We start from the raw sequence: 26,764 nt of genomic DNA, 5'->3' as shown, positions 1-26,764 counted from the left end.
ACCAGGCTAAGCGCTCACACGAAAGCCCCTCACACCGGATCAACCGGGGTGAGGGGCTTTCGCTGTATCAAAATATATTCGGGGATATACCCGGGGCAGAATGACTACCCGGCGAAGAATTACTGGTTGTGAACCTCAGCCAGCATGTTCTTCAGGTGACCCAGAATGGTCAGCGGGTCAGAACCGAAACCGTCGTGGTGGTGGGTCTTCGAGGTCCACACCTGAGTGTTACCGACCCAGCGAGCGGTCTCCATGGAGTGCTCAAAGTCCACGTACACGTCCGGGTTGTACGCCGCAGCCACCACGGGAACCTCGTTCTTGTGCAGCTGTGCGTGGTCGTACAGGCGGCCCCAGTCCTTCTTCTCAGCCAGCAGGTTAGCAACCTCAGCCAGCGGACGCAGGGAAGGATCCTCCTCGTAGTACCAGGGGAAGATGTGCTCGCCGGTGAAGAGCAGACGATCCGCATCCGGTGCGAACTCGGGGCGGGAAGCCGCCACGCGAGCAGCAGACCAGTTGGTCGGCGCGGGGGAGGGGGACAGCTCGTAGCCGGGGATGCCGGGCAGAACGCCGTCAGCGGGGCCGTCAGCGTAAATGGTCTCGTGCATCAGGGCGTACAGCGGGTTCGCCTGGAAGGTCACCTCGGCACCCATAGCGGTCAGGAACTGATCGGACAGGTGGTCGTTACCCTCAGCGAAAGCGGTCTCCAGGAAGTAGTGCAGACCGCGCTCGCGCCAGCGGCCACCCAGGAAGTGACCGGCCATCTGGAAGCGGTGATCGGTCAGACGCTCACCGGTGGGCAGGTACTCCTTGTGGGTGCGCAGGTGCTCAGCAATGCGGGTAGCGAGCTCAGCGTCCTCGGGGAACCAGCTGTAGTACTCCTCAACACGTTCCTTCATGCGGTCGAAGGTGTGCTGGTAGACGTTGTCCACCGAGGTACGAATCGGCGCCAGGCCCGCGGTGATGCGCGAATCGCGCAGGGACTGCGGAGCGAAGGACAGGTACGAGAGGGTCAGGAAGCCACCGAAGGACTGGCCAATGGTGGACCAGCGCTTATCGGCGCGGTCAGCCAGCAGCACCTCGCGGACAGCCTCCGCGTCAGCGATGATGGAGTCCGCACGGAACAGCTCAGTGTACTCAGCCTGAACCTGCGGGTCACCCACAGCGGTGATGTTGCGAGCAGACAGCGGGGAAGACATGCCGGTACCGCGCTGATCCAGAAGAATCACGCGGTGAGTCTTCGCCAGCTCAGCAATCCAGCCGCCAATGGAGCCGGTCTTCGGCGAACCGAAACCGGGGCCGCCCTGCAGGTACACAATGTAAGGACGCTTATCAGCCGAAACGGTCAGAGTCTCGTTGGTGCTCACAACCTCGCGGGCGAACACGGTGATGGTCTGGTCCGCGAAACGGGAGGAGAGAGCGGCATCCTTGCCCTTGGAGAAAATCAGACCGTGGGTCAGGGGAACCTGGAACCAGTGGTCGGTAATCTCGTAGCCGTCGTGCTTGACGACCGAACCCTTACGGTACTCAACCTTGGGAAGCGAAGAAACGGTCAACGGTGAACCTTCTTTCATTCAAATAGATAGATACTCTGTATTCTAGCCCACTATGGGCAACATCTGGGCAGAGCCTCGGGCGGAGTCTCATTCGAGTCTCAATCGGAGCCTTAGAACTCGCCCACGCTCAGAATCTTCAGCACCGGGTAACCTGCCTCATCGGAGGCCGCCAAATCAACCTCGGCACGAATACCGAAGTCAAAGTTATCTTCGGGGTCGGCGAAGCTCTGCTGAACCTTCCACACGCCCGGGTGAGCGGCGGTGTCCTCATCCATGCTGACCAGGCGAGGCGAGCGCGCGTCGGCGTCCGTGTAGATGTCATCGTAGGTGTCGAAGTAGTCGTCCATGGCGTCCGCCCAGCGGTCGGCATCCCAGCCGCACCACTCGTCCAGGGCGCCCAGGGCGCGGTCACGCTCGTCAGCGAAGAGCTCCACACGGCGGAAGAGGGCGTTGCGTACCATCACGCGGAAGGCGCGCAGGTTCTTCGTCACGGCGGGAGGTTCTTCCTCCTCGATGGAGGCGTGCTCGGCTGCAATGGTCGCGGTGTCTTCGCCGGCAGCCAGCTTCTCCCACTCGTCCACCAGGGAGGAGTCGGTCTGGCGCACCAGCTCGCCGAGCCACTCGATAATGTCGTCGAGCTCGTCGGTCACGGCAGAATCGGGGATGGTGTGGCGAAGCGCCTTGTACGCGTCAGAGAGGTAACGTAGAAGCACACCCTCGGCACGTTCGAGCGAGTAGTACTGCACGAAGTCGTTGAAGCCCATTGCGCGTTCGTACATGTCACGTACGATCGACTTGGGGCGCGGCTCAAAACGTGCAACCCACGGCGCGGACTGCTTGTAGGTCGTGTACGCCTGATCAATGAGCTCCGCCAGAGGCTGCGGGTAGGTGACCTTGTCCAGCTCGTTCATGCGTTCGGTGTAGTCCACACCGTCCGCCTTCAACTGTGCCGACAGCTCGTTCTTCGCCTTGCGTTCCTGCGCGTACAGCACCTGGTTCGGTGATTCCAGGGTCGCCTCGATGAGGGAGAGCGCGTCCAGTGCGTAGCTGGGGGATTCGGGGTCGAGCAGTTCCAGCGCGGCGACCGCAAAAGCGGACAGCGGCTGGTTCAGGGCAAAGTTATCCTGCAGGTCCTCGGTCAGGCGCAGGTAGGAGCCGTGCTCGTCCGGGGTGTTGGTTCGCTCAATCACGCCGCCGGTCAGCAGCTCCTTGTAGATGCCAATTGCCTTGCGCAGCAGCTCGCGGCGGCGCGCAGGGCTCTCGTGGTTCTCCTGAATGATGCGGTACGCGGCAATGACCGGGTTCTCCGGGCGGTGCATCAGGTTCAGCAGCATCGAGTGGGTGATGTCGAAGGAGGAAGTCAGCGGCTCCGGGGCGGCTTCTACCAGCTGGTCGAAGGTCTTCTCGGACCAGCCAACGAAGCCTTCCGGCGCCTTCTTACGCTTGGAGGACAGCGACTGGTTAATGCGCTTGGTGTCGTCACCGAACTTCGCCTGAGCCTTAGCCAACAGGCGAGCATTCTCAATATCGTGCTCGGGTGCCTGAACCACCACGGTGCCGGCGGTATCAAAACCGGCGCGGCCGGCGCGTCCAGCAATCTGGTGGAACTCGCGGGCACGCAGACGGCGGCTGCGGGCACCATCAAACTTCGACAGCGCCGTAATCAGCACGGTACGGATGGGTACATTAATACCCACACCCAGGGTGTCGGTACCGCAAATCACCTTGAGCAGACCCTCCTGAGCCAGCTGCTCCACGAGGCGGCGGTACTTGGGCAGCATGCCCGCGTGGTGAATACCGATACCGGCACGCACCAGCTTATTCAGCGCCTTACCGAAGCCCGGACCGAAACGGAACTTCGCAATCAGCTCTGCAATGCGTTCCTTATCTTCCTTTGAGGCAATAGCCACCGAGAGCAGGGCGTTCGCCTGCTCCAGTGCCGCCTTCTGCGAGAAGTGCACAATGTAGACCGGAGTCTGCTTGGTCTGCACGAGCTCCTGCACGGTTTCCTGAACCGGGGTGGTGGAGTAGTAGAAATGCAGCGGAATGGGACGCTCAGAATGCGCCACCAGGTCACTCTCACGACCGGTCAGCGCCGTCATCTCCTCCTGGAAGCGAGTCGTATCGCCCAGGGTCGCGCTCATCAGCAGGAACTGCGCCTGCGGAAGCTCCAGCAGGGGAAGCTGCCACGCCCAGCCGCGCTGCGGGTCGGAGTAGAAGTGGAACTCGTCCATAATGACCTGGCACAGGTCCGCATCCTTACCCTCGCGCAGGGCAATATTGGCGAGAATTTCCGCGGTGCAGCAGATAATGGGCGCCTCCGTGTTGATGGCGGAGTCGCCGGTAATCATGCCCACGTTCTCGGCACCAAAAATATTGATTAGGTCAAAGAACTTTTCAGACACCAGCGCCTTAATGGGGGCGGTGTAGTAGGAACGCTGACCGGTCGCCAGGCCCGTAAAATGCGCGGCAACAGCCACAGTGGACTTACCCGAACCGGTCGGGGTTGCCAACACCACGTTATGGCCGGCGGCGATGCTCAGGACGGCCTCGTCCTGGGCGGGGTACAGGGTCATGCCGCGGGTCGAAATCCACTCGGTGAAGGATTCATAGATTTCTTCGGCGGTGAGGGGGTTGACCTTGAAATCGCGTCGATTGTAGTCGCCGGGGTTCTCGCCCAGCGAGGGAGAAAGAAAATTCAAAATACTCATGAGGATTCCAGTCTATCGGGAATAGGGCGGGCGCGGGGGCGTTATCGTTACGAGGGAACAACTCGGCATAGGCGCAAAGTCGCGTGCTCTAATGCGGGAAAACCTAAAGTTCAGGTAGGGTGGAATAAAGCGTTTTAGATGCAGTGATGCACAACCTGGCGCTCAGAAGGTCAAAGGCACAGGGCTCCACACTGCAGAGCCTCACACCGCAGGGTTCCATGCCGCATAAATTACCGCCTAGGTTCAAGTCCGCCGATTGATGCCGGACCATACTGTGCGGTCGATACACGCCCCAAAATACGTTGCACAAAATAACGACACGCCCCACCTAATACACTCTTAGTGTTGCGTGCCACATTGATAAAGGAATAGGGTAAGAGAAAGGAGAGACGTTGAATGACTGAATACAACGCTGACAAGGCACAAGAAAACGCTGCGCGTGAAGAAGCTACGCATGAAGAATCCATGCATAACAAAACCACGCAGGAAAAAGCCGCTCAGAAAAAATCTGCACCGGAAATAACCGGCAGCGAACTGCGCAAGGCTGAAGAAGAAGCCCTCAAAAAGCGCCTCGCCCTGCGAGTCACCGCGCCCGGACACAAATACCCCTGGCACCGCTGGGCAATCCCCATCGTGGGTGAAACTACCGCAGGTATTGGCGCAATCCTGATCCCCGTCATGGTGGGTCAATTCATCAACCAGCACATCGCTGGCAAAGCACCCGACGCCTGGCCCATGTTCTGGGTCGTCATCGCATCTATCACCTTCATCGTGATTAATGAGTTCTTTGGCTGGGGTACCTCCATGACCCTCAGTGCAGAACTCGGCCGCGACTGGCGCATCTACATCAACCGACTCATGGGCAAAACCCGCACCGGCGTAGACTCCGGCGAAGCAGTCACCGTCATGAACAAAGACGTACGCCGCATCACGGACGTCTACTTCTCACTGCCGCTATTCGTCAACGCCATGATTATCGCGACCCTCGGTGCCGTGCAGCTCTGGCTCATCAACCCCGTCACCGCGGTCGTCACCCTTATCGGCACGCTCATTGTGGTCGGCGTCATCGCCTGGTACTCGACCTTCCTCGAATCCAAAATCGGCGAATACCGTGAAAAGGACGGCGAAGCCTCCTCACGCGCCTCCGACATCGCCACCGGTCTGCGCACCATCGCCGGCCTCGGCGCCGAAGAACAGATGCGTGAACGCTACCACCGCGGTACCGACGAAGTTTTCGACAGCTACATGCGCTACGAAAAGACGCACCGCTGGATGTTCCTCATCCGCGCGCTGCTCGGTGGCGCCGTGACCCTGCTCGGCATCGGCTTCGCCCTCACCGGCCACGTCGAAAACGGCCGCTGGGTATCCGATACGCCCGCCGCGTCCCTGGTGACCGTCGCCTCCATTATCGCGATGATGGGCGGCCCCATCTGGATTACCCAGAACTTCCTCACCGCCTGGCGTTACGCCAAGATTGCGCTCGCCAAGGTCGCCCGCCTCGAAGGTCACGCCGGCGTGCGTCAGGGCGTGCTGAAGAGCCCGCGCACCGACGAAGAAATGGCGCATCTGGCACGCGTCGAACAGACAGTCGAGGCGAGCACCCTGAAGGTGCCCGTACCCGTCGCCCCCGCCGGTGCCAGCAACCCGCGCATCGTGTACGTCAACCCGCGCGACTACAACCTCACCGCGCAGGACTACGCCGAGGCGCTCGCCCGCACCCTGCGACGCGGGGGAGAGGACCTCAAGGACGCAACCGGCCGCCGCGTGCTGCTGAGCGAACCCAACCCCATGATTTTCGCCGGAACCCTGCAGGAGCACCTGCGCCTGGGCACCGTGCCGAACCCCGACGAGGAGCTGGCACAGGCAAAGGATGAGGAGCTGCTGAAGATTACCGACTCCCGCGAAATCGCCTACCGACTGGGCGGACGCAACCCCGAAGACTACTTCGCCGCACGCATCACCAGTGAAGGTGCGAACCTCTCCGGTGGTCAGCGTCAGCGTCTGGCGCTCGCCCGTGCGCTCGCACAGGACGCGCAGGTGCTGATTCTGACCGAGCCGCTGAACTCCGTGGACGAACCCAGCCAGCGTTACATCTACGATGCGATGGAAACCCAGATTGGTAGCGACCGCCTGCCCGTCGGCTACCCCGGCCTGCTGCAGGATTTGGAGCAGGTCTACGTTGTCTCCACGACCGCGGAGACGACCCGCCGCATGGAATGCGACGGCTACCCGGAAACCGCTCAGTCTGAAACCGCTCAGACCGAAACCACTCAGAATCAGGAGGTGAACTAGCATGGCAAAGCAGCTCCCCATCGAAACCCCCGCCTACGTGGCACGCCGCATGTGGAACTACCTCGCAGCGCATAAGGGGCGAGCCCTCTACACCTTCGTCATCTACATGGTCAGCACCCTCATGGGTGCGGTGGTGCCCCTGCAGATTGGTGCCACAGTGGACGACGTGGTGGCGGGTAAGTTCTCCAGCTACCCGTGGCAGCCGATTCTGATTATTCTGGCGGCGTTCATCGTGCAGGCAATAACCCTCATGGTCTCCTCGTACAGTGCGGCGCGACTGGGTGCGCTCGTCACCCGTGACGCCAACCAGGACACCCTCGACGGCACCCTCGACCTGGACGCACGCACCGTGGAAGAAGCCGGTAGCGGTGACCTGCTCACCCGCGTGACCGACGACCTCTCCTCGGCGGCGAAGTCCGTCAGTGAGGACCTGCTCGGCGCGATTTACGTGGTGCTGTACTTCATTATCTCCACGCTCTCCCTGGCGTTCGTGAGCCCGGCAATGGGTCTGATCATGCTACCCATGATTGCCGGTCTTGCCCTCATCATGTCGAAGATGCTGCCGCTCATGGCGGCACGCAACCAGACCGCCCAGGAGCGCGTGAGCGACCTCAACAGCGTGCTGACCGAGAACATTCGCGGCACCTCCACGATCCGTGAGCTGGGCGTTCATACCGCCCGCGAAGATGCCTTCGCCGGTGAGAACAAGCGCCAGTTCGCCGCGCAGCTGGGCATGGTGCGCATCCGCCAGCTGTACTTCACCGTGGACGCTATTAACGCCTGGATCCCGACGGTTCTGTGCATGCTCTGGGGCGCCGCCTGCGTGGCTCTCGGCTGGGCTTCCTGGGGCGCCGTAGCGACCGCCTCGGTCATGGTTTTCAGCCTGCGAATCCTCGCCGACATGCTGAACCACCACGTCAGCAGCCTGCGCATCATGCTCGTGAACATGGGCCGCGTGTTCGGTGTGGTCTCCCTGGCGAAGAAGCAGCGTGAGGCGCGTGCACAGCACCGTGCCGAAGCGTTCGCCGCCGTCTCGGATGAAGCCGTGAAGGACCCGCAGTACGCCATTGACTGCACCGACGTCTCCTACGGCTACTCGCCCGACGCCCTCGTTCTGGAAGGTATCAACCTGAAGATTCGCCGCGGTGAGGCGCTCGCCCTGGTGGGCCGTTCCGGTTCGGGTAAGACCACCCTGGCTCGTCTGATTGGTGGTTCGCTGACCGCCCTGGACGGCACCATCACCGTGATGGGTCGCCCGGTCGGTCACGGCGACTTCCCGACCGATGCCGCCGCCGACGGCCGCCCGCGCCTGCTGGTCTGCACCCAGGAAGCGCACGTCTTCTTCGGTACTCTCGCCGATAACTTTACGGTGGTCGTGCCGGATGCAACCGTCGAGCAGATGCGTGAGGCGCTGGACGCTATCGGTGCCCGCTGGTGGCGCGACCTGCCGCAGGGTATGGATACTGTCGTCAGCGGCGCGGATTCGCCTCTGACTCGCGACCAGATTCAGCAGCTGGCGCTGGCACGTATTGTGCTTGCTGACCCGCACGCCGTGATTCTGGACGAGTCCACCACTCAGCTGGAGCTCGCGGACGCAACCGAGTCCCTGAGCGCCGTGCTGGCGAACCGTGCGGTGCTGATCATTTCGCACGATGCGCGTATCGCCTCGCTGGCTGACCGTGCGGTCCTGCTGCACGAGGGCAGGATCATTGCGGAGGGTTCACCGGCAGAGATTTTCGCCCTCACCTAAGCTCTGGCCTAGCCCGGTGGATATGCCCGGCGATATGTCCGGCTGATAGTGCCCGGTACCGTCTAAAGCGGTGCCGGGCATTGCCTTTTAACGGGCGAGTTCTGGGGGGGGTGCTGAAGCCTGCGCTGGAAAACCTGAGCCGGAATGGTGGTGCAGTACCGCAATGCTCAAACGAAAATTTCGGAGAGATTCACTTGTCACCCGCAAAACTTTCAGCTACTGAGAATCGTTGTGATAACCTGGCAGAGCGATATGGGGTGCCTTGAGACGCCCGCGACCCGCTGACCCGCCCAACACCCGCCCAACGAAGGGCATACGGCACAGGGGGCGCACGAAACGGCGTAAGGAAACTCAAGGCTGAGAGAATCACCCATTGAACCTGCTCTAGTTCGAACTAGCGAAGGGATTATCGATCATGGCAGAGCAGCCTACCGCGCCCTCATGCGCACCCACCACCACCAACCCTGCACCCGGCGCGAGCGCCTCCGGAAACCCCCGAGAACCCCAGACAGCTCGGGCAGCTCGGGCAGCTCGGGTGCCGAGGGTTCTCTCCATTGCCGGAACCGACCCCTCCGGCGGTGCAGGTATTCAGGCGGACCTCAAGTCCATTGCCGCATCCGGCGGTTACGGCATGTGCGTGACTACCTCACTGGTCGCCCAGAACACCTGCGGAGTGCGTGAAGTATTCACCCCGCCCCTGGAATTTTTGACCGCGCAGCTTGCCGCCGTTTTTGACGATGTCGCGGTGGACGCCGTGAAAATCGGCATGCTCGGGGACGCAGACACGATCCGTACCGTCCGCACCTGGCTGAGCGAGCACCCCGTGCCCGTGGTCGTGCTCGACCCGGTCATGATTGCTTCTAGCGGTGACCGCCTGCTGCAGGCTGAAGCGGAGCAGGCGCTGCGCGACCTCGTGCCGCTCGTGGACGTGATTACCCCGAACATTCCGGAGCTCGCCGTGCTCTGCCAGAAGGAGCCCGCCCAGACTTTCGATGAGGCGCACGAGCAGGCGGCGAACCTTGCGGCGGCGACCGGAACTACCGTGATTGTGAAGGGCGGCCACCTGTGCGGTCAGGACGCCGGTAACACCGCGGTCTTCCTGGACGGCACCTGCGCGCACGTGCGCACCCCGCGCCTGGACAGCCGTAATACGCACGGCACCGGATGCTCCCTGTCCTCCTCGCTGGCAACCCGCCTGGGCGTGGAACTGCTCCAGCACACCGAAGCCGCAGGACACGCCGCAGGCCAGCAGAGCGTTCTGACCAGCGAAGACACCCACCGCGCCCTGCAGTGGAGCACCCGCTGGCTCCACGAATCCATCGCCGCAGGCGCCGGTCTGCAAGTTGGCTCCGGTGAGGGCCACGGCCCGGTGGACCACGCCGCCCGTGCCCGCCGCCTGGAGGCTGCCGCCTCCGCGTACCCGTGGCATCACCTGCTCGCCACCACCGACTCTGAGGGTAATATTCTGGACGGCACCAGCCCGGAGCGTCTGCTGCCGGTCAGCCCCGTACCCGCCGGTGAAGCCGTCGTAAAGCCCGCCGGACCCTGGACCGCCGCCCTCTGGGCAGCCGGTGGCGAAACCTGGCACCAGATCCTGGACCTGCCCTTCGTGCGTGCCCTCGGTGACGGCACCCTCGACGAGGACCTGTTCGCCTTCTACCTGGACCAGGACGCCCTCTACCTGCGGGATTATTCGCGTGCGCTCGCGACTCTCTCGGCGCGTGCTGACACCGCTGAGGCGCAGGTGCACTGGGCCGCCGGTGCGCACGAGGCGATTGCCGCCGAATCGCAGCTGCACGAAGGCTGGTTGGCGAACCGTGTGCGTCTGGGTGGCCCCTCGCCGATTACGATGGGGTACACGAATTTCCTGCGTGCCTCCGCCGCCGGTGATGATTACGTGGTCGGTGCCGCGGCAATCCTGCCCTGCTACTGGCTGTACGAAGAGGTGGGCGCTGTGCTCTCCTCGCAGAATCACGCGGACCACCCGTACGCGGAGTGGTTGAGCATGTACGGTGGCGAAGAGTTCGCCGCGGATGTGGCACGTAGCCTCGCGGAGGTGGAGCGTGCGTTTGAGGCGGCTTCACCGGCTCAGCGTGTGCGTGCGGCGCAGGCGTACCTGTCGGCGTGCGTGTACGAGCGTGAGTTCTTTGACCAGGCACACCGAGCATTGCGTTAGTTTGCCGGGCGCTGTGTTAGATGACTGGCGCTGCGCTAGGGGAGCACCGGAGCCAGCTCGCAGGTGCTTTGGGTACCGATGCTTTAGGTGCCGTTTTTGGGCTGAATACCGCCCCGGCATGGCGTGAGATGGGTGATTGATGCTTCACTCAAGCTACCGCCGGTTCGGGGGGTGCGCCGGTTATGCTTAAGGCGTCGGTGAAAACCGTTTGCGGCAGGATTCCGGCCCTCACCCAACTGGCTGATGTACCTGCCGCGCCCGCACCTCTACGGCGTGTAACCGACCAGTTTGGCCCGTCGCAACCACCTCATCCAACCCCCGCGGCGGGCCAAACGCCTTCCTTCCCGGGTTTTCTTCCCGGGTTTTCTTTTCGGCGCTCCGCTTTCGCGGGCTCCGTTTGAAAGCGTTTCGCGTATAAATTCCGCATAGAAATATCCCGTGCAGATACGTTTATCTGCACGGGATATTTATATGTTTCTCACCGTTGCGGGTCAGCCGCCGCGGCTAGTACTTCAGGCTAGTACATCAGAGGGGAGAAGCGCCTACTTGCTCTCGCCCTTGAGCGCACCCACGAGGGGGCCGATCACGTCCATGGGCAGCGGGAAGACCACGGTCGAGTTCTGGTCGGCGCCCAGCTCCAGCAGGGTCTGCAGGTAACGCAGCTGCAGGGAAGCGGGGGACTGGCTCAGAATGTCGGATGCTTCCTTCAGCTCGCTCGAAGCTTCAAGCTCACCGCGTGCCGAAATGATCTTTGCGCGACGCTCACGCTCGGCCTCAGCCTCACGAGCCATGGCGCGCTGCATGGCCTCGGGAATCTCAACGTCCTTAATCTCGACGAGCTCAACCTGGATGCCCCAGTGCTCGGTGCGGGAGCCGATGATGGAACGCAGGTCCTCGTTCAGGTCCTCGCGGTGTGCGAGCAGGGTGTCCAGGTCAACGCGACCGAGCAGGGAACGCAGGGTGGTCTGCGCGATCTGGCTGGTGGCAATCGGGTAGTTCTCAACCTCAAGCACCGCGTTCTTGGCGTTGGTAACGCGGAAGAGGACCACGGCGTTCACGCGGGCGGGAACGTTGTCCTTGGTGATGACTTCCTGCGGGGGAATGGTCAGGGTGATGACACGCATATCAACGCGCTGCAGGGAGTCGACGAGGGGGAAGACGATGTTCAGGCCGGGCTTCAGTTCCGAGCGCAGGTGACCGAAGCGGAAAGAGATGCCACGCTCGTATTCGGGGATGACGCGGAACATACGAATCAGAATAAAAAGAACAATGACGGCAACTGGGATGAGGATAGTTGCCAAAGTGACGGGATCCATGGTTTTCCTTCACAAGTATTGGGGGAGGACGGTATGTGTGCCCACCTGCCCGCGCCTCGTACGGTTCAGGTAGTAGGGGTGTAGGTAGTGGGTGTTGCCCGGTACCGGGCTGTGTGGGGAGTTTGGGAGGGGAATTTCCCGTCCCGGCGTACATCGCGGCGGTCGGTGCTTTAGCGGCACCCCACATGGAAAACTCAAAAGAGGAATAAAAGAGAAATCCATGCAGGGCAGCCGCCGAAGCTAACAGACGGACCCAACCGACCGGTCAGCCGCCGGAACGGAAAAACTTGTGCAGCGCTACTTCTTCGCCATCTTCTCTGCAGCCAGCTTTTCAGCCGCCTCAACCTCAGCCAGGTTCTGCTCCTGCAGGACCTCGTTCGTGGTCTTATGCAGACGCGGAACCGAGGTGCCGGTACCGCTCCATGCGGGGCGGTCCGGGTCGAGGGCAGAGGTACGAACCGGCAGGGTTGCATCCGCAATCATCTGCTTGCGGGTCTGCTCGGTACGGCGCTTACGCTCATTCGACACGCCACCCCACTTCGCCGCGAAACGGTCCATCTTCACGTTCACCGATTCGTCAGCGGTGGATGCGTGAATATGCTTCGGATCGTTCTCGAAGTTCGCGGGGGAACGCATGAGCTTCACAGCCAGCGGGTAGGTCAGCGACAGGCAGACCACCGCGGCGGCACCCTCCACCAGAAGCTCCAGCGGGGAGTGCCAGACGATGGCGGCACCAATCAGGATGACCACACCCAGCAACGAGACAGCAACCGCCAGCCCGCGGTGGAAACGACCCGACTCGGAGTAGGGCCATTCGTCCACTTCACGGGTGAGCTCGCGGCCGTTCGCCGAGACGGTGCAGCTGTCCTTAATCGGGCAGGTGTTGCACACGCTGGGCTTGGCGCGGTAACGCATCACTCGGTTATCCGAGTCGAATGCGGTCGCCCACAGCCACTGGTCTTCGGGGCAGAGCCACGCGTCGCTCTCTTCGTGGTAGGTGAACCCGAAGGTTCGCGCCGCCACCATGCGCTGGCTGGTGCGCTTGGCGAGAATATCGAAGCCCCAACCCACGGCGACCAGGCCGAACGCGTACACGCAGGCCAGCCACACGAGGAAAGAAACTCCAGCAATCTGCTCAGGCATGGTTAGCCTCGACGATCGCTACGGTAGGGGCTGGTCTGCTCGGGCAGCTCCTCGGCAGCCTTAGCGCCGGCGAACTCTGCGATGCGAGCGTCCTCAACCACCTCGTACAGCGGCGGTTCGGGCAGCTCCAGGACGGTTTCCTTAGCGTTCTTGGAGAAGATCTCCTTGATACCCAGCAGCGCCAGCTTAATCAGCGGGATAATGCCGACCAGGAAGATGACGTCACCGGGCATACGCATCCAACCCATCACGGCGGAAGCACCGTCGTGAATGAACGCGAAGGAACGAGCCTCGTAGTAGCCTTCACCCACGGACTTGTACAGCTGAGCAATACCCAGCGGCAGCAGCGAGATGAAGGACATCCACAGCAGACCAATGTTCAGGGTCCAGAAGGAGAACTTCAGACCCTTCTCAGGCCACTTGTCCTCAGGGATCAGGTAGCGCAGACCAAATACCGCGAACGCGATTGCGAGCATACCGTACACACCCATCATGGATGCGTGTGCGTGGTTTGCGGTCAGCGCGGTACCAATCTCGAAGTAGGACACGATCGGCAGGTTAATCAGGAAGCCGAACACACCTGCGCCGAGGAAGTTCCAGAAGCCCACAGCAATCAGGAACATGACAGCCCAACGGTGCGGGAAAGGCTTGGTGCGGTTGGAGTACTGGCGGGCACCCAGCTGCATGAAGCCCCACGCCTCAACGGTCAGGAAGGTCAGCGGGATAACCTCAGCAGCCGAGAAGAACGCACCGAATGCCATCTGCTCGGAGGGGGTACCGACGAAGTAGGTGTGGTGCAGAGTACCGATCACACCACCGGCGGAGTAGAGCACAGCGTCCATCATGATGATGGAGATTGCGATGCGCTCGCGGACCACGCCGAGCAGCACGAAGATGTACGCCACCATGACGGTGGTGAACAGTTCGAGGAAGTCCTCCACCCAGAGGTGAACCACCCAGAATCGCCAGAATTCGGCGACGGTCACGTGAGTGCGCTGACCTGCGAGCAAGCCGACCGCGTAGAACATGGGGATGGCGAGGCCGGAGAAGAGGAACAGCCACGGCAGGGAGGTCTTCTTCGAGCCCTTCAGACGAGCGGAGAGGGTACGCCAGACGATGACGATCCAGATGAACATACCCGCGGTGAGCAGGATCTGGAAGAATCGCGGCAGGTCCAGGAACTCCCACTGCTGCGAGAAGAAGCCGGTGAATTCCTTGGGGATGAGGCCCTTCTGGGAGAACCATTCGTTCAGCAGCGAGCCGAGGACCACGAAGACCACGGCGCCGATGAGAACGTAGGTGAGCAGGCCCTGCTTCTTGGGTTCGCGGCGGGTAATCAGCGGGGCGATGAAGATACCGCCCGCCAGGAACGCGCCTGCGGTCCAGAAGAGGGAGAGCTGAAGGTGCCAGGTTCGGGATACCGTGTAGGGCAGCAACTGGCCCATGTCGATACCGAAGAATCCGGTGAGTTCTTCACGGTAGTGCTCGGTGAGCGCACCCACCAGAGCCTGCAGCAGGAACAGCACCAGGATCGTTGCGAAGAGCAGGCAGGCTGCCTTCTGCGAGGGGGTCAGGCGAACTTCGTCGGGCTGACGGAAGTCGAGGACGGGTGCCTCTTCCGCGTGCCAGCCGATAGCGCGGGACCAGCGGCCGTAGATGGCGAACATCAGACCGGTACCACCGATGAGGGCAATCAGGGAGAGTGCCGACCAGACCATCAGATCCGCGGTGGGCTTGTTGTCCACGTTGGGTTCGGAAGGCCAGTTGTTGGTGTAGGAGTAGGGCTGGTCGGGGCGGTCTGCCGCCGATGCCCATGCGGTCCAGCCGAAGAATGCGACGATGTCGTGCAGTTCTTCGTCGTTCTTAATGGCGTCGGGGAACAGGCCCTGCGAGGTGTCACCCTTCATGAGGGTTTCACGGTAGTGCTTGAGCATGAGCTGGTAGCCCTTGGTCTCACCAGCGGACCAGGTGATGGTCTTAGTCTGCTCGTCGTACTTGTTCTCCTTGCGCCACTCGTTCTTGACGAGTTCGCGGGGGTCCTGCTTGCCCTGTTCACGGTACTCCTTGACGGCAGCATCGGTGGTCAGGCGCAGGTATTCTGCAGTGTAGTCGGGGCCGAGGTAGGCACCGTGACCGAGCACGGATCCGTACTGCTGCAGGCCGCGTCCCTGGAACAGTTCCTGACCGTGCAGGATCTGTTCTTGGGTTGCGATAGTTTTGCCGTCGTTGCCGACGATTTTATCGGGGAGCGGCATGGAGAGTGCGTAGGTGCGCATTGCAAGGACTGCCATAATGGTGAAGCCCAGGAGCATCACAAACGCAACAGCCTGTACCCAGCCTTTTCCGGCATAGGCACCGACCGTGTCTGAGCGGCGGGCAATCTTTGCTGCCTGCGCACGCGAGACGGGTTTTGTAGCCATAGTGTATGTCTCCAGTGTGCGTGGATTGTGTAGGTGGAGTGGTTCCGACGCACATCCGCTGGAGGGGCGGCTCACTATGTTCAGGGTGAATCGTCCTTGAGGGAGGTGCGACAGCCCACCCTGCTCTCATTTTTGCATATTAAATGCGTATTTACGAAACTTTGCTGACGTATCGTCACAATATGACAGGCGTATTCAGGCATAAAAGCCACAGTTACAAGGCAAAAAAGTTCGAATGTTACGTTGAGGTTGAATCCTTAGCTTCCGCGCTACTTCCCCGCCGGTAACAGAGGAGGAGGCGCCGGGGTGGAAGCTGCGCAGACTCCCTCAATCGGGGCTTTTACTCGGGTTCCTACTCGGGCTTCTACTTGAGCTTCTACCGGAAATCTTGCCGAAATTATTGGTGGGAGGCGCATCCCAGCATGTGGAAGGGGAATGCGGCACCCCTCACGTTCCTACACTCGGGTGTGGAATAATAAAACTCGGTACTACTAAACACAGTACAAATTTTTTCAGTACAGATTCTGTGCACCCACACGGTGTACCCTCAGAAGGGGCCACTCACCCCGCACCCACGGCAGCCCGCCACCACAGCCCGCAATCTATCGGCACCTCAGGAGAGTTCACGTGCTTCTCTACAAATCCACCCAGAAAGCAGTCACCGGAATCCTGCGCACCGTCTTCCGCGCCCGCGTGACCGGACTCGAAAACTTCCCCGCCACCGGCCCGGTGATTGTCGCCTCCAACCACCTGTCCTTCCTGGACTCCATCATTATTTCTGCCATGATGCCGCGCCGCGTGGCGTTCCTCGCCAAGGCTGAGTACGTGAACACCCCCGGCCCGCGCGGCAAGATGATGAAGGCATTCTTCGAAGCCGTGGATATTATTCCCGTGAACCGCTCCGACCGTTCCGAATCGCTCAAGGCGCTCGACATTGCCCTGGAGAAGCTACAGGAGGGTAAGGTCTTCGGCATTTACCCCGAGGGCACCCGCTCCCGCGACGGCTACCTGTACCGCGGCAAGATTGGTGTGGCGTGGCTGGCGCACATGACCGGCGCGCCCGTGGTTCCGGTTGGTCTGATTGGCACCGACCGCCTGCAGAAGCCCGGCTCGAACATGATTTACCCGCGCCGCTTCACGATTCGTGTGGGCAAGCCGCTTTACTTTGAGAAGACCGGTGAGAAGATGACCGGCAAGCAGCGCCGCGTCACCACCGACACGATCATGGATGAGATTGCTCAGCTGTCCGGTCAGGCGCGAAAGCATGAGTACAACGTTTCGCCCTCAGCCGCACGTGACGCAGGCTAGGGCACTCGCCGCCTATACCGCGTAGACTTAAACCGCGCATTCACGCACCGACCCCCGCGTTATGGGGGAGATGGGTGTAGGATGCGCGGTTTGTCGTATGCGCGAGCCTGGGATGCCCCCGGTAGCCCCAGCAGCGGCAACCCCGCAGAAAGTCCAGTAGAAAGCCCAGTAGAGCGAGGAGAAAGTACCCATGGCAGAGCCTTCCAGCTACCGCCCCGCCCCCGGCGAAATCCCCACCGACCCGGGTGTTTACCGTTTCCGCGATGCCGACGGCCGCGTCATCTACGTGGGTAAGGCGAAGAACCTGCGCAACCGCCTCAACAACTATTTTGCGTCCCCGCAGACGCTGAGCCCGAAGACCTACGCGATGGTGCATACGGCGGCGAGCGTTGAGTGGACCGTGGTGGCGAGCGAGATGGAGTCCCTGCAGCTCGAATACACCTGGATTAAGGAGTTTTCGCCGCGCTTCAACATTGCGTTCCGCGACGATAAGTCGTACCCGTACCTGGCGATTACCGTCAATGACGTGTACCCGCGCGCCATGGTGACCCGCGGCGAGCGCCGTAAGGGCGTGCGCTATTTTGGCCCGTATTCGCAGGCGTGGGCGATTCGTGAAACCCTGGATGCGCTGCTGCGCGTCTTCCCGGTGCGTACCTGCACGAACGGCGTGTTTAACCGCGCAAAGAATAGCGGCCGGCCGTGCCTACTCGGCTATATCGATAAGTGCGCGGCGCCGTGCGTGGGCAAGATTAGCGCCGAGGAGCACCGCAAGTTGGCGCGCGGGCTGACCCGGTTTATGGGTGGTGGCGCTGAGAAGCATATCGCCCAGTTGACCGCGGAAATGAAAGCCGCCGCAGCTGATATGGACTTTGAGCGCGCCGCGATTCTTCGTGACGATATTGCCGCGCTGACTAAGGCGTTTGAGCGTAACGCCGTGGTGCTTGGCGCGACCGTGGATGCCGACCTATTCGCCTACGCGGAGGACGACCTGGAGGCGTCCGTTCAGGTGTTCTTCGTGCGCGGCGGCAGGATTCGTGGCCAGCGCGGCTGGATTGTGGAGAAGGTCAACGACAGCACCGACGCGCAGCTCATCGAGCAGCTGATCGCGCAGGTGTACAGCGATATCGCGGCGAGCCTCGCCTCCCAGAAGGACGCCGAGAAGAGCCTGAACAGCTACGATATTCCGCGTTCCGTGCTCGTGCCGGTGGAGCCCGAGAATAAGGAGCAACTGGCGTCTTGGCTGGCGGAGGTGCGCGGCGGCCCCGTGGAGATTAGCGTCCCGCAGCGCGGCGACAAGGCAGAGCTCATGAAGACGGTCGCCGAGAACGCGCGCCAGTCGCTGACCCTGCACAAGAGCCGCCGTGCCGGCGATTTGACCACCCGCAGCGCCTCCCTCGTGGAGCTGCAGGAAGCGCTGGAACTACCGGACCCGCTGCTGCGCATCGAGTGCTACGACATTTCGCATGTGCAGGGCACGAACGTGGTCGCCTCCATGGTTGTCTTTGAGGACGGCATGCCCGCAAAGAACGCCTACCGCACCTACAGCATTACCGGCGACGCCGCGCGTGACGATACCGCCAGTATGTACGACGTCATCACCCGCCGATTCAAGAGGCATCTGGCGCAGCAGGCGGAGCGCGAAGCAGCCCCCGTGCACTCCGGCGAGATTGACGCCTCCACGCCCGAGCCGGCGAAGTTCGCCTACCCGCCGAACCTGGTGCTCGTGGACGGCGGCCCGCCTCAGGTGGCTGCCGCCTCCGCCGCGTTGAGCGATTTGGGCATTACGGATGTGTACGTTGCCGGCATCGCTAAGCGCCTGGAGGAACTGTGGCTACCGGACGACGACTACCCGGTCGTACTACCGCGTACTTCGCAGGCGCTGTACCTGGTGCAGCGCATCCGCGATGAGGCGCACCGTTTCGCTATCACCTTCCACCGTTCCAAGCGCGGTAAGGCGATGGTCGCCTCCGCCCTGGATGAGGTGCCCGGTTTGGGCGAGGTGAAGCGTGCCGCGCTGATTAAGCACTTCGGGTCGGTGGCTCAGATTAAGCAGGCGAGCGCCGAGGAGCTGACGGCGGTGCCGGGTATTGGTCCGGCGTTGGCTCAGAAGATTCTGGCGGCGCTGACCTAATCCTCTGGCTGGCGCTGAGTGAAGGCCCGCCCGGGGTGTGAACGCAGCACCCCGCCTCGTAATGGCGCTTAACAAACGTGTCATAATTGAAGGAAACCGTCATCATTACGAGCGCGCTATCTTCGCGCGCCCTCAACCAGTAGAGTGGAAACCGTGAGTAATAACCATCTGCGCCTATTCACCAGCGAGTCGGTGACTGAAGGCCACCCCGATAAGATTTGTGACCAGATTTCTGACGCCATCCTTGACGGCATTATTGCCCAGGATCCTGCAGCGAACGTTGCTGTGGAGACCATGGTGACCACCGGTCAGGTGCATGTTGCTGGTGAGGTGACCACCTCCAGCTACGTCGAAATCCCCTCCATCGTGCGCGAGACCATTCTGGGTATCGGCTACGATTCCTCTACCCGCGGCTTCGACGGTGAGTTCTGCGGCGTGTCCGTGTCCATTGGTGAGCAGTCCCCGGACATTAACGCCGGCGTGTACGAGTCCCTCGAGGTTCGTCAGGGTATTGCTGCTGACGAGTACGACCGCCAGGGTGCGGGCGACCAGGGCATCATGTTCGGTTACGCTTCGAACGAGACGAACGTGCTGATGCCCGCCCCGATTTGGCTGGCGCACCGCCTCTCTGAGCGTCTGACCAAGGTCCGTAAGGACGGCCTGCTGACCGAGCTGCGCCCCGACGGCAAGACTCAGGTGACCCTCGGCTACGATTCGAACAATGTGCCTGTCTCTGTGGACACCGTCGTTGTTTCGAGCCAGCACACCGCAAGCTACGACCTGGCTGACCTGCGTGCAGACATTGAGAAGCACGTTATCGCACCGGTTCTGGGCAGCGTCGAGCTGGATTCCTCCAACGCCAAGTTCATTGTGAACCCCGCTGGCCGCTTCGTTCAGGGTGGCCCCGTGGGTGACGCGGGCCTGACCGGCCGCAAGATCATTGTGGACACCTACGGCGGTTCGGCTCGTCACGGTGGTGGCGCGTTCTCCGGTAAGGACCCGTCGAAGGTGGACCGTTCCGCAGCGTACGCAATGCGTTGGGTTGCGAAGAACATTGTGGGTGCCGGTCTTGCTGACCGCGCCGAGGTTCAGGTTGCGTACGCTATCGGCCAGGCAGCGCCGGTCGGTCTGTATGTTGAAACCTTCGGCACCGAGAAGGTCAACCCGATCAAGATTGAGAAGGCTGTGCGTGAGGTCTTCGACCTGCGCCCGCTGGCAATCATTAACGAACTGGATTTGCGCCGCCCGATTTACAAGAAGACCGCAGCTCACGGCCACTTCGGTCGTACCGAGCCGGAATTCACCTGGGAGCGCCTGAACCGCGTGGATGCACTGCGTTCGGCAGTGTCCTCCTCCTAATATCTGTCAGGGTAGAGGAGCACGCAGATTCGGGTGACTCAGAGCAGTTCTGAATCGAACTCTTCGGCACCGTTGGGTGCTCAGCAGGAATCCCTGCAACAGCTTGACCTGTTGCAGGGATTTCCTGCTCTTCGTGATGCCCTGATTCCGGCTGCCCCGGAGCCGGTGAACGTTGCCGCCGAGTTGGAGGCGAGCGGCGTGCCGAACCCTGTGGCGCGTGTGCGCGTGGATAGCACCCTGCCGCAGGTGGACCGCACGTTTGATTATCGTGTGCCCGCTGAGCTGAGTGAGGATGCGGTGCCCGGCGCCCGCGTGCGCGTGCTGTTCAACGGTCACGAGCTGACCGGTTACATTGAGGAGCGCGCCGCCACGACCGATTGGACGCGTACCTCGCTGTTGCCGATCAAGTCGGTGCTGTCGCGTGTGCCGTCTGTTGCGCCCGAAATTTTTGCGCTTGCTGAGGCGCTTGCCGACCGTTACGCCTCCACGGTGGCGAACGTGTTGCGCCTGGCGGTGCCGCCGCGTATTGCCGCGCTGGATAAGAAGTACGCGCCGCTTCTGCCGGGTTATGAGTCGGATTATTTGGGCGATTCTGCCCCGGTAAGTACTTCCAATACCCCCGAGAGCACCCCGGAGAACGTCTCCGAGAGCACCCCGGCGAGCGCGGGGGAGAAGCCGCAGGAAAACGCTCCCGAAATCGCGGAACCTGAGTGTGCGGAATCTGAGCCTGATGCCGTCTCCGCCGCCTCCAGCACTGCCGACCCGTACGCTTGGCTTGCCACCCCCGGCGCGCCCGCACCCTTCGTGCTGGACCCGCCGACGCTGAACCCGGACGCGCCGGATGCCGCCTCCGTCTTCTCCGATTACGAGAACGGCGCGGAGTTCATTGAAGATGTTGCCGCCGGTGCCGCGACCCGCGCCGTGATGACGGTTCTTCCCGGCCACCTGGAGCACACGTGGGCGGATGTTTTGGCGACCGCACTCGCGGCTGCTGCTGCCAGTGGTCGCGGCGCTATTGCGGTGGTTCCGACCGCTAAGAACCTGGATCTTCTGGAGGCGGCGCTCGCCGAGCGTCTGCCGGCTGATTCGTTTGTGCGTTTGAGTTCTGATTCGACTCCGCATACTCGCTATCACGGGTTTGTGAAGGCGCGCTTGGGGCAGGTGCCGGTGGTGATTGGTACCCGCGCTGCCGCCTACGCGCCGGTGGCGAACCTGGGCCTGGTGGTGTGCTGGGATGACGGCGATTCTTCGCTGGTGGAGCAGCGCGCCCCGTATTGTCATGCCCGTGATGTGTTGCTTCTGCGTGCTTCTGCTGAGAATACTGCGGCGCTGTTTGCCGGGTTCAGCATGAGTAGTGAGGCGGCGCGTCTGGTGCGTACACGCTGGGCGTCTCATGTGCGTGCGCCGCGTGCGTTGGTGCGTGATTTTTCGCCGCGTATTTTTTCGACGGGTTCGGAGTTTGAGTTGGCGCGTGACCCGTTGGCGGCGATGGCGCGTATTCCTCACCTGGCGTTTGAGCATGCTCGTCGGGCGTTGGCGCGTGGTCCTGTGTTGGTGCAGGTGGCGCGTAGCGGTTATATTCCGTCGTTTTCGTGCGAGCGTTGCCGCATGCCGGCGCGTTGTGGCGAGTGTAGTGGGCCTTTGTCGGTGGCTTCGGGTTCGTCGGTTCCGTCGTGTTCGTGGTGCGGTCATTTGGCGCAGCAGTGGCGTTGTTCTGAATGCGGTTTTACGCATTGGCGTTATTCGGCGGCGGGTGCGACTCGTACTGCTGAGGAGCTGGGCCGTGCGTTCCCGAATGTTCCGGTGATTTCTTCGGCGGGTGACCATGTGCGGGCGTCGGTTGGTCCTGAGCCTGCGTTGGTGGTGGCGACTCCGGGTGCTGAGCCGGTGGCTTTTGGCGGCTATGCGGCGGCGCTTCTTCTGGATGCCGATAAGATGCTTCGTTTTGATTCGTTGCGTGCCCCGGAGGCGGCGTTGCGTCGCTGGTTGAATGCGGCGGCATTGGTTCGTCCTGCGGCTCTTGAGGGTACGGTGGTGACGACTGCTTCGCCGTCGCCGGTGGAGCAGGCGCTGGTGCGTTGGGATCCGGCGTGGTTTGCTCGCCGGGAGCTGGAGGAGCGCGCTCAGACGGGTCTGCCTCCGGCGGTTCGTACGGCTGCGGTGACCGGTGCGGAGGCGGATGTTCGCGCCTTCATGGAGGAGTTCTTGGGCTCTTCTGCGTTGCCGGAGCGGGTGCGTGAGCAGCTGCGTATTGTGGGCCCGGTTCCTCTGGATCAGGGGTATTTTGCCTGGTCGGAGTCTCTTGAGGAGGATTCTGAGGAGGCGCCGGTTCAGGGCGATTGGCGTACCCTGATGTTCTTCTCGTACGGCATTGCCCAGCACGTGACCCGTGAGTTGCGTGCTACGCGTGCAACGATTGCGGCGTTGAAGAAGAACGTGGGGGAGCGCCCGGTTCAGATTCGCTGTGACGGCTTGGACGTGCTGTGATTTTCTAGTCGTGCTGTAGTGTTCTAGTGAGGGGCGGTTTTTGCCCCGGGTTGGGCGTTGAGCTACGCGGGTTTGCGGGCGCGCTGTGCGCAGAGGCGAGGAGGTGAGAGGCATGTCGAAGGTGCCTCATCTGCTGAAGGGTAGTTATCTGCCCGATGGTGAGCAGCGGCGACTGGCTGAGTATGCTTCTGCGCATCCGAGAGTGCCCTGCACCGCAAGGGCCAGCACCATGATGCGGCGGTGCTGCTGGTTCACGGTATCGGCTACCAGAATCACGGCGAGACGCTCGCGTATTTTGGCAAGCCGGTGGCGCATAGTGTGCAGACTCTGCTGGCGCTGAACACGGATTCTGTCGCCGCCTCCGAAGAGAACCCTGCTGCAGAGGCTTCTGCGCGGGTTCGTGTTGAGGTGATTCCTGACGGTGATACCTTCCCGCCTGCCGCCGAGGTGAACCCGCTGAGCCACCACAGCGAGTTGACGTATTCGTTGACGATTGAGCGCACGGAGTACCCTGCCGACCCCGCTGACTCGGTTGAGGAAAGCCCGCAGGTTGAAGAGAACTCCGCGCAGAAAGAACCCGCCGAAGCCTCCGAGCCCAAAGAATCTACAAAAATCAGTCTGCCGAAAATTGAACTTCCGAAGGTTGAGTTGCCCAAAGTGGAGTTACCCAAGGTGGAACTGCCTAAAGTGGAGCTCCCTAAGATTGAGCTGCCGAAAATTGAGCTTCCCAAGGTAGAGCTCCCGAACATCGATTTCCCGAATATCGAGCTGCCTAATCTTGAGCTTCCGCGCCTGCCTCAGCCGAAGCCGCGCCCGGTTCGCACGGTCACTCGCCGCAGCCTCCTTTTTCAGGAGGGCTTCTGGCGGCCCAGGCATTACCGCCCGTTGAAGGAGCATTTGCCCTGGTTGGCGACGGTTTTGCCGCTGTTTTTGATGTTCTGCTTCTACTACGAGCGCCCCGGCGCGACCTGGCGTGAGCGTGCCGGGCACCTGCTACGTTCTACGGCGCGGTTTGTGAACGTAGCGCTGTGGCTGGTGCTGGCGGCTATGGCGCTCATGACGTTCCGCGATGCTTTTGTGGCGTCTCTGGGTACTCCGCAGGGTGCATTTACGGGTCTGGCGGCGGCGCTCGGCCTGGGTATTGTGGGCTGGGTTTTGGCTCGTCGTGCCCGTGAGCTGTGGGCGCTGGTGAAGGCTATTCCGACGCAGCTGATTCAGACGGCAACCAGCCCGGAGTCGCGCGATTTGGAGCGTATTTATGCGCGTCTGGATCGTCAGCTGGACGATTTGAGTTCCCGTAGCGATGCGGTGGGCATTATTGCTCATTCGCAGGGCGGGTATTTGAGCTATGAGTTGCTGCGTCGTCGTGCGGCGGCGGGTAAGAAGCCGATTCGTTTCTTCTACGGCCTGGGTAGTGGCGTGGTCCCGATTAGCATTATCGCTAGTGACCGCAACGACATTCCGGGGCACCTGGATGCTGCGGGCGGCTACCGTAACCGCTCCATGCTGCTGTGGGTGAGCGCGGTCGCGGCGTTCTCCTGGCTGGTGGAGGCGTCCCTGCTGTTTGGCCCGTACCGTTCGCTACTGCACTATGCGATGCTGGTACCCCTGGCGTTGAGTGTGGTGCCGCTGGTTGTGAGCGTGCCGGGTACCTTCAAGGGTAGGGCGCGTATTGGCCGCAAGAGTGCCCGGGACAGCGCCTCCGAAACTCCCTCCGCAAAGAGTCCGGCTGATGTGCGTCTGGCGGATGCGCGCCTGGTCAACCCGTACGGCACACGCGCCTACGTGAAATGGCTGATTCCGTTGCTCTTCGTGCACGGCGTTTTCATGCTGTACGCGGTGTTCATGCTGCTGCTGGCTCAGTTGCGTGTTGAGGGCGCGGTCCCTGAGCTGACCGCCGCCTCCGTGGCGTTTTGGGGCGCGCTGATTCTGGTGCTCATGATGTCGGTGCGTAGCGCCTGCCACCTGTATGTGCGCGCCTACGCGCCGATGCTGCAGGATCTTGATGTGGCTGACCGGTGCGAGATTTCCGCTCGTGGTGACAGTATTGGTAGGTCGAATATTACTCAGCCCGCCGATGTAGACGTCAGCTTTGTGACCCTGCCGGGCCCGTCGGTGAATAGTCACATGCAGTATTTTGATGCGTGCTCGCCGGTGCCGTTGATGCTTGCGCACCGTCTGGTGCCGCACATGATGCCGGCGGGTGAGCAGGCGCAGAAAGCGGCGGCTTTCACCGATATTGGTGCGGAACTGAACCGCGGTTTTGCGCGCGTGAAGAAGTGGATGCGCACCATGCATTACGGGCTGTATGCGGTGCTTCTGCTGATGCTGTCGGTGCTACTGAATGTGGCGTCGCCGGTGAGCCTGTCCGCGTTGACGGGACTTGATACGTCGCACCTACATTCGGAGGGTTTTGACCGTCTGGTGGCGGATGCTCAGCAGCTGCGTGAGCAGGCGGGTTCTTCGGATCTGCTGCTGTGGATTCTGGTCGGCATTTTTGTGGTGGAGGCGCTGCTGATGATGGTGCTTTCGCCGTGGACTCAGCGGCGTTTGCAGCGTGCGTTCATGATGCGCAAGGTGGACCGCACGGGTCAGCTGAGCGAGTTCAATCCTTTGCCGATGGTGACGGCTCTTCTGGGTCTTGACGGTGAGGATGAAGACGCTGAGGATGCAGAGGAACATAACCTCGCAGGGGAGAAAAAGCAGGAGAGTAAAGCAGGGCAGAGCGCTGTAGTTTAGGGTGCTTAGGCGGTGCCGTTGGAAGGGCACCCCAGAATTTTTATGCATTCGTGTGCACCTAAGATTTGTTGGGGTTTGGCTGATTCTAATTGGCGTAGTCTCCGTATCCACGGTAATATATTCAGCACTGCGGATACTATTTCGACGCTTGTCGAGGTGGTGTTGGCAGTATCTATCACTCAACTTCGCGCACGCTTCACAACCGTGCGCACCAACGAAAGATGAATACTGGTGACTCAGACTATGATCGCCCCCGCATACGAACCTGCATGCGGCGGGTCTGCTTCTGTACACAATTACGGCGTCATGCACCCGGACCCCGTGTTGCTTTCCGACATGACCAGCGCAGAACGAGGAGCTGTTTACCGCTACTTGGCGCGCTTCGCTGAGCTGGATGACGCAAAGATTTTCTACGCGTACGGTCACGCTTACGAGCTGGCTCGTAAGGACGCTGAACGCGGTCTCTACGCAACTATGGCGTAGCCTGCACAATTAGTTTTTAGAAATGCTGCTGCACTCTTTATGGGTGCGGCAGCATTTCTGCTTTTCGGGCTGGCTTTCACGCTGGCTTTCGGGTGGGCTTTAGTTCGGTTGGGAACTCGGCGGTCCCATGCTGCTATGATGCCCCTGATTTCTTCCTGACGGCCGGGGACGTGTCCACTATCGGGGTGTTCCCTGATGGTTCTTGAACATTGATTGGCTCTTGGGTAGTTTAGAGGTATCACAACCACTACTGCGAAGAGACTTCCTGTGATTTCCGTAGGTTCTTTTCGCGGTGTTGCCTCCGGTAGCGTCTGCATTGTTGCGGCGCGGCCCTAAGAAACGCCCCAAGGAAAGGTACTCGCCGATGAGCTTCACCAATATTGCCTATGATTACGAACCGGAATTCGGCAATTCGGCGCCCAGCCGCGATAACGGCATTACTCACCCGGACCCTGTTCTGCTGTCCTCGATGACGAAGGCTCAGCGTGGCGCGGTGTGCCGCTACCTGGCTCGTTTTGCTGAGCTGGATGATGCGAAGATTTTCTACGCGTACGGTCATGCGGATGAGCTGGCTGCGAAGGAAGCGGCTCGTACCGGTAGCTTTGCTGCGGTCTAAGGATTTCTGCTCCGGTTTGCTTCCGTAGCGGTTTGCTACACACTTCCTCCGCGCCTACGCAGGGAACTCGCCCTCGCTTCGCTTCGGGCACCCTGAGGGCGCTTCCGGAAGGTGTAGCCTCGCCGCCCCTGTGTAGAACACGTGCCGCTTTGTGCCGATGAATTGAATACGAGAGTGCCGCCGCACCCTCCCGAGTTTCGGGGAGTGCGGCGGCATTCCTGTTTTCGCTATGAGATAGCGAATGTCACTGTTGGCCTTTGGTTGTGTGTGGGGGGGGGGG

The 26,764-nt window shown here is 61.4% G+C and carries 15 protein-coding genes and 1 riboswitch; of the genes, 10 read left to right on the top strand and 5 right to left on the bottom strand.

From position 1 onward, the window contains the following. Positions 1 to 119: 119 nt before the first annotated feature. Complete coding sequence (locus tag HMPREF2527_RS03660) at positions 120 to 1,571, bottom strand: alpha/beta fold hydrolase (protein ID WP_070506433.1); 1,452 nt, start codon at positions 1,569 to 1,571, stop codon at positions 120 to 122. A 92-nt stretch (positions 1,572 to 1,663) separates the two neighbouring features. Continuing rightward, positions 1,664 to 4,264, bottom strand: a complete 2,601-nt coding sequence (locus HMPREF2527_RS03655; protein WP_070506431.1) for a DEAD/DEAH box helicase — start codon at positions 4,262 to 4,264, stop codon at positions 1,664 to 1,666. A gap of 396 nt (positions 4,265 to 4,660) precedes the next feature. Between HMPREF2527_RS03655 and HMPREF2527_RS03650 the strand changes: the two genes are divergently transcribed. From HMPREF2527_RS03650 to HMPREF2527_RS03640, 3 genes are all read left to right on the top strand, one after another. After that, a complete protein-coding gene (locus HMPREF2527_RS03650) occupies positions 4,661 to 6,556 on the top strand; it encodes an ABC transporter transmembrane domain-containing protein (protein WP_070506428.1) in 1,896 nt (631 codons plus the stop codon). A gap of 1 nt (position 6,557) precedes the next feature. Further along, complete coding sequence (locus HMPREF2527_RS03645; RefSeq protein ID WP_070506426.1) at positions 6,558 to 8,306, top strand: ABC transporter ATP-binding protein; 1,749 nt, start codon at positions 6,558 to 6,560, stop codon at positions 8,304 to 8,306. Between the two features lie 243 nt (positions 8,307 to 8,549). Continuing rightward, positions 8,550 to 8,730: riboswitch (TPP riboswitch) on the top strand. Continuing rightward, positions 8,722 to 10,482: a bifunctional hydroxymethylpyrimidine kinase/phosphomethylpyrimidine kinase gene (locus HMPREF2527_RS03640; protein ID WP_246824761.1), complete on the top strand. Its 1,761-nt coding sequence runs from the start codon at positions 8,722 to 8,724 to the stop codon at positions 10,480 to 10,482. Its footprint overlaps the riboswitch before it by 9 nt. A 542-nt stretch (positions 10,483 to 11,024) precedes the next feature. Here HMPREF2527_RS03640 and HMPREF2527_RS03635 read toward each other — a convergent pair. The 3 genes from HMPREF2527_RS03635 to HMPREF2527_RS03625 form a co-directional block, all read right to left on the bottom strand. Further along, positions 11,025 to 11,798, bottom strand: a complete 774-nt coding sequence (locus tag HMPREF2527_RS03635) for a slipin family protein (protein ID WP_049357043.1) — start codon at positions 11,796 to 11,798, stop codon at positions 11,025 to 11,027. Between the two features lie 297 nt (positions 11,799 to 12,095). After that, entirely contained in the window at positions 12,096 to 12,941 is an 846-nt protein-coding gene (locus HMPREF2527_RS03630; RefSeq protein ID WP_012903614.1) for a transposase, read from the bottom strand. 2 nt (positions 12,942 to 12,943) lie between these two features. After that, positions 12,944 to 15,361: a nitric-oxide reductase large subunit gene (locus HMPREF2527_RS03625; protein WP_070506423.1), complete on the bottom strand. Its 2,418-nt coding sequence runs from the start codon at positions 15,359 to 15,361 to the stop codon at positions 12,944 to 12,946. 627 nt (positions 15,362 to 15,988) lie between these two features. On the opposite strand from HMPREF2527_RS03625, the gene HMPREF2527_RS03620 reads away from it, so the two are divergent. From HMPREF2527_RS03620 to HMPREF2527_RS03590, 7 genes are all read left to right on the top strand, one after another. Then, positions 15,989 to 16,669, top strand: a complete 681-nt coding sequence (locus HMPREF2527_RS03620) for a lysophospholipid acyltransferase family protein (RefSeq protein ID WP_044150489.1) — start codon at positions 15,989 to 15,991, stop codon at positions 16,667 to 16,669. A gap of 190 nt (positions 16,670 to 16,859) precedes the next feature. Beyond that, entirely contained in the window at positions 16,860 to 18,800 is a 1,941-nt protein-coding gene (uvrC, locus tag HMPREF2527_RS03615; protein WP_012903611.1) for an excinuclease ABC subunit UvrC, read from the top strand. A 153-nt stretch (positions 18,801 to 18,953) separates the two neighbouring features. Continuing rightward, positions 18,954 to 20,159 carry a methionine adenosyltransferase gene (metK, locus tag HMPREF2527_RS03610; protein ID WP_070506421.1) on the top strand — a complete coding sequence of 402 codons (1,206 nt, stop codon included), beginning with the start codon at positions 18,954 to 18,956 and terminating at the stop codon, positions 20,157 to 20,159. Positions 20,160 to 20,192: 33 nt separating this feature from the next. Further along, the gene (locus HMPREF2527_RS03605) at positions 20,193 to 22,646 is read left to right on the top strand and encodes a primosomal protein N' family DNA-binding protein (protein WP_070506418.1); all 2,454 of its coding nucleotides are present in this window, start codon (positions 20,193 to 20,195) and stop codon (positions 22,644 to 22,646) included. Positions 22,647 to 22,886: 240 nt separating this feature from the next. Next, positions 22,887 to 25,385, top strand: coding sequence for an aconitase (locus tag HMPREF2527_RS03600; protein WP_246824760.1), 2,499 nt, complete (start codon positions 22,887 to 22,889; stop codon positions 25,383 to 25,385). A 231-nt stretch (positions 25,386 to 25,616) separates the two neighbouring features. Beyond that, the gene (locus HMPREF2527_RS03595; protein ID WP_049327135.1) at positions 25,617 to 25,868 is read left to right on the top strand and encodes a hypothetical protein; all 252 of its coding nucleotides are present in this window, start codon (positions 25,617 to 25,619) and stop codon (positions 25,866 to 25,868) included. 364 nt (positions 25,869 to 26,232) lie between these two features. Continuing rightward, positions 26,233 to 26,484, top strand: coding sequence for a DNA mismatch repair protein (locus tag HMPREF2527_RS03590; protein ID WP_070506416.1), 252 nt, complete (start codon positions 26,233 to 26,235; stop codon positions 26,482 to 26,484). The last annotated feature ends 280 nt before the right edge of the window (positions 26,485 to 26,764 follow it).

This window comes from Rothia sp. HMSC071B01, from assembly GCF_001808945.1.
Taxonomy (GTDB): domain Bacteria; phylum Actinomycetota; class Actinomycetes; order Actinomycetales; family Micrococcaceae; genus Rothia.
Note: the sequence above shows the minus strand (reverse complement) of the source record. Positions and strands in the feature narration are given on the sequence as shown.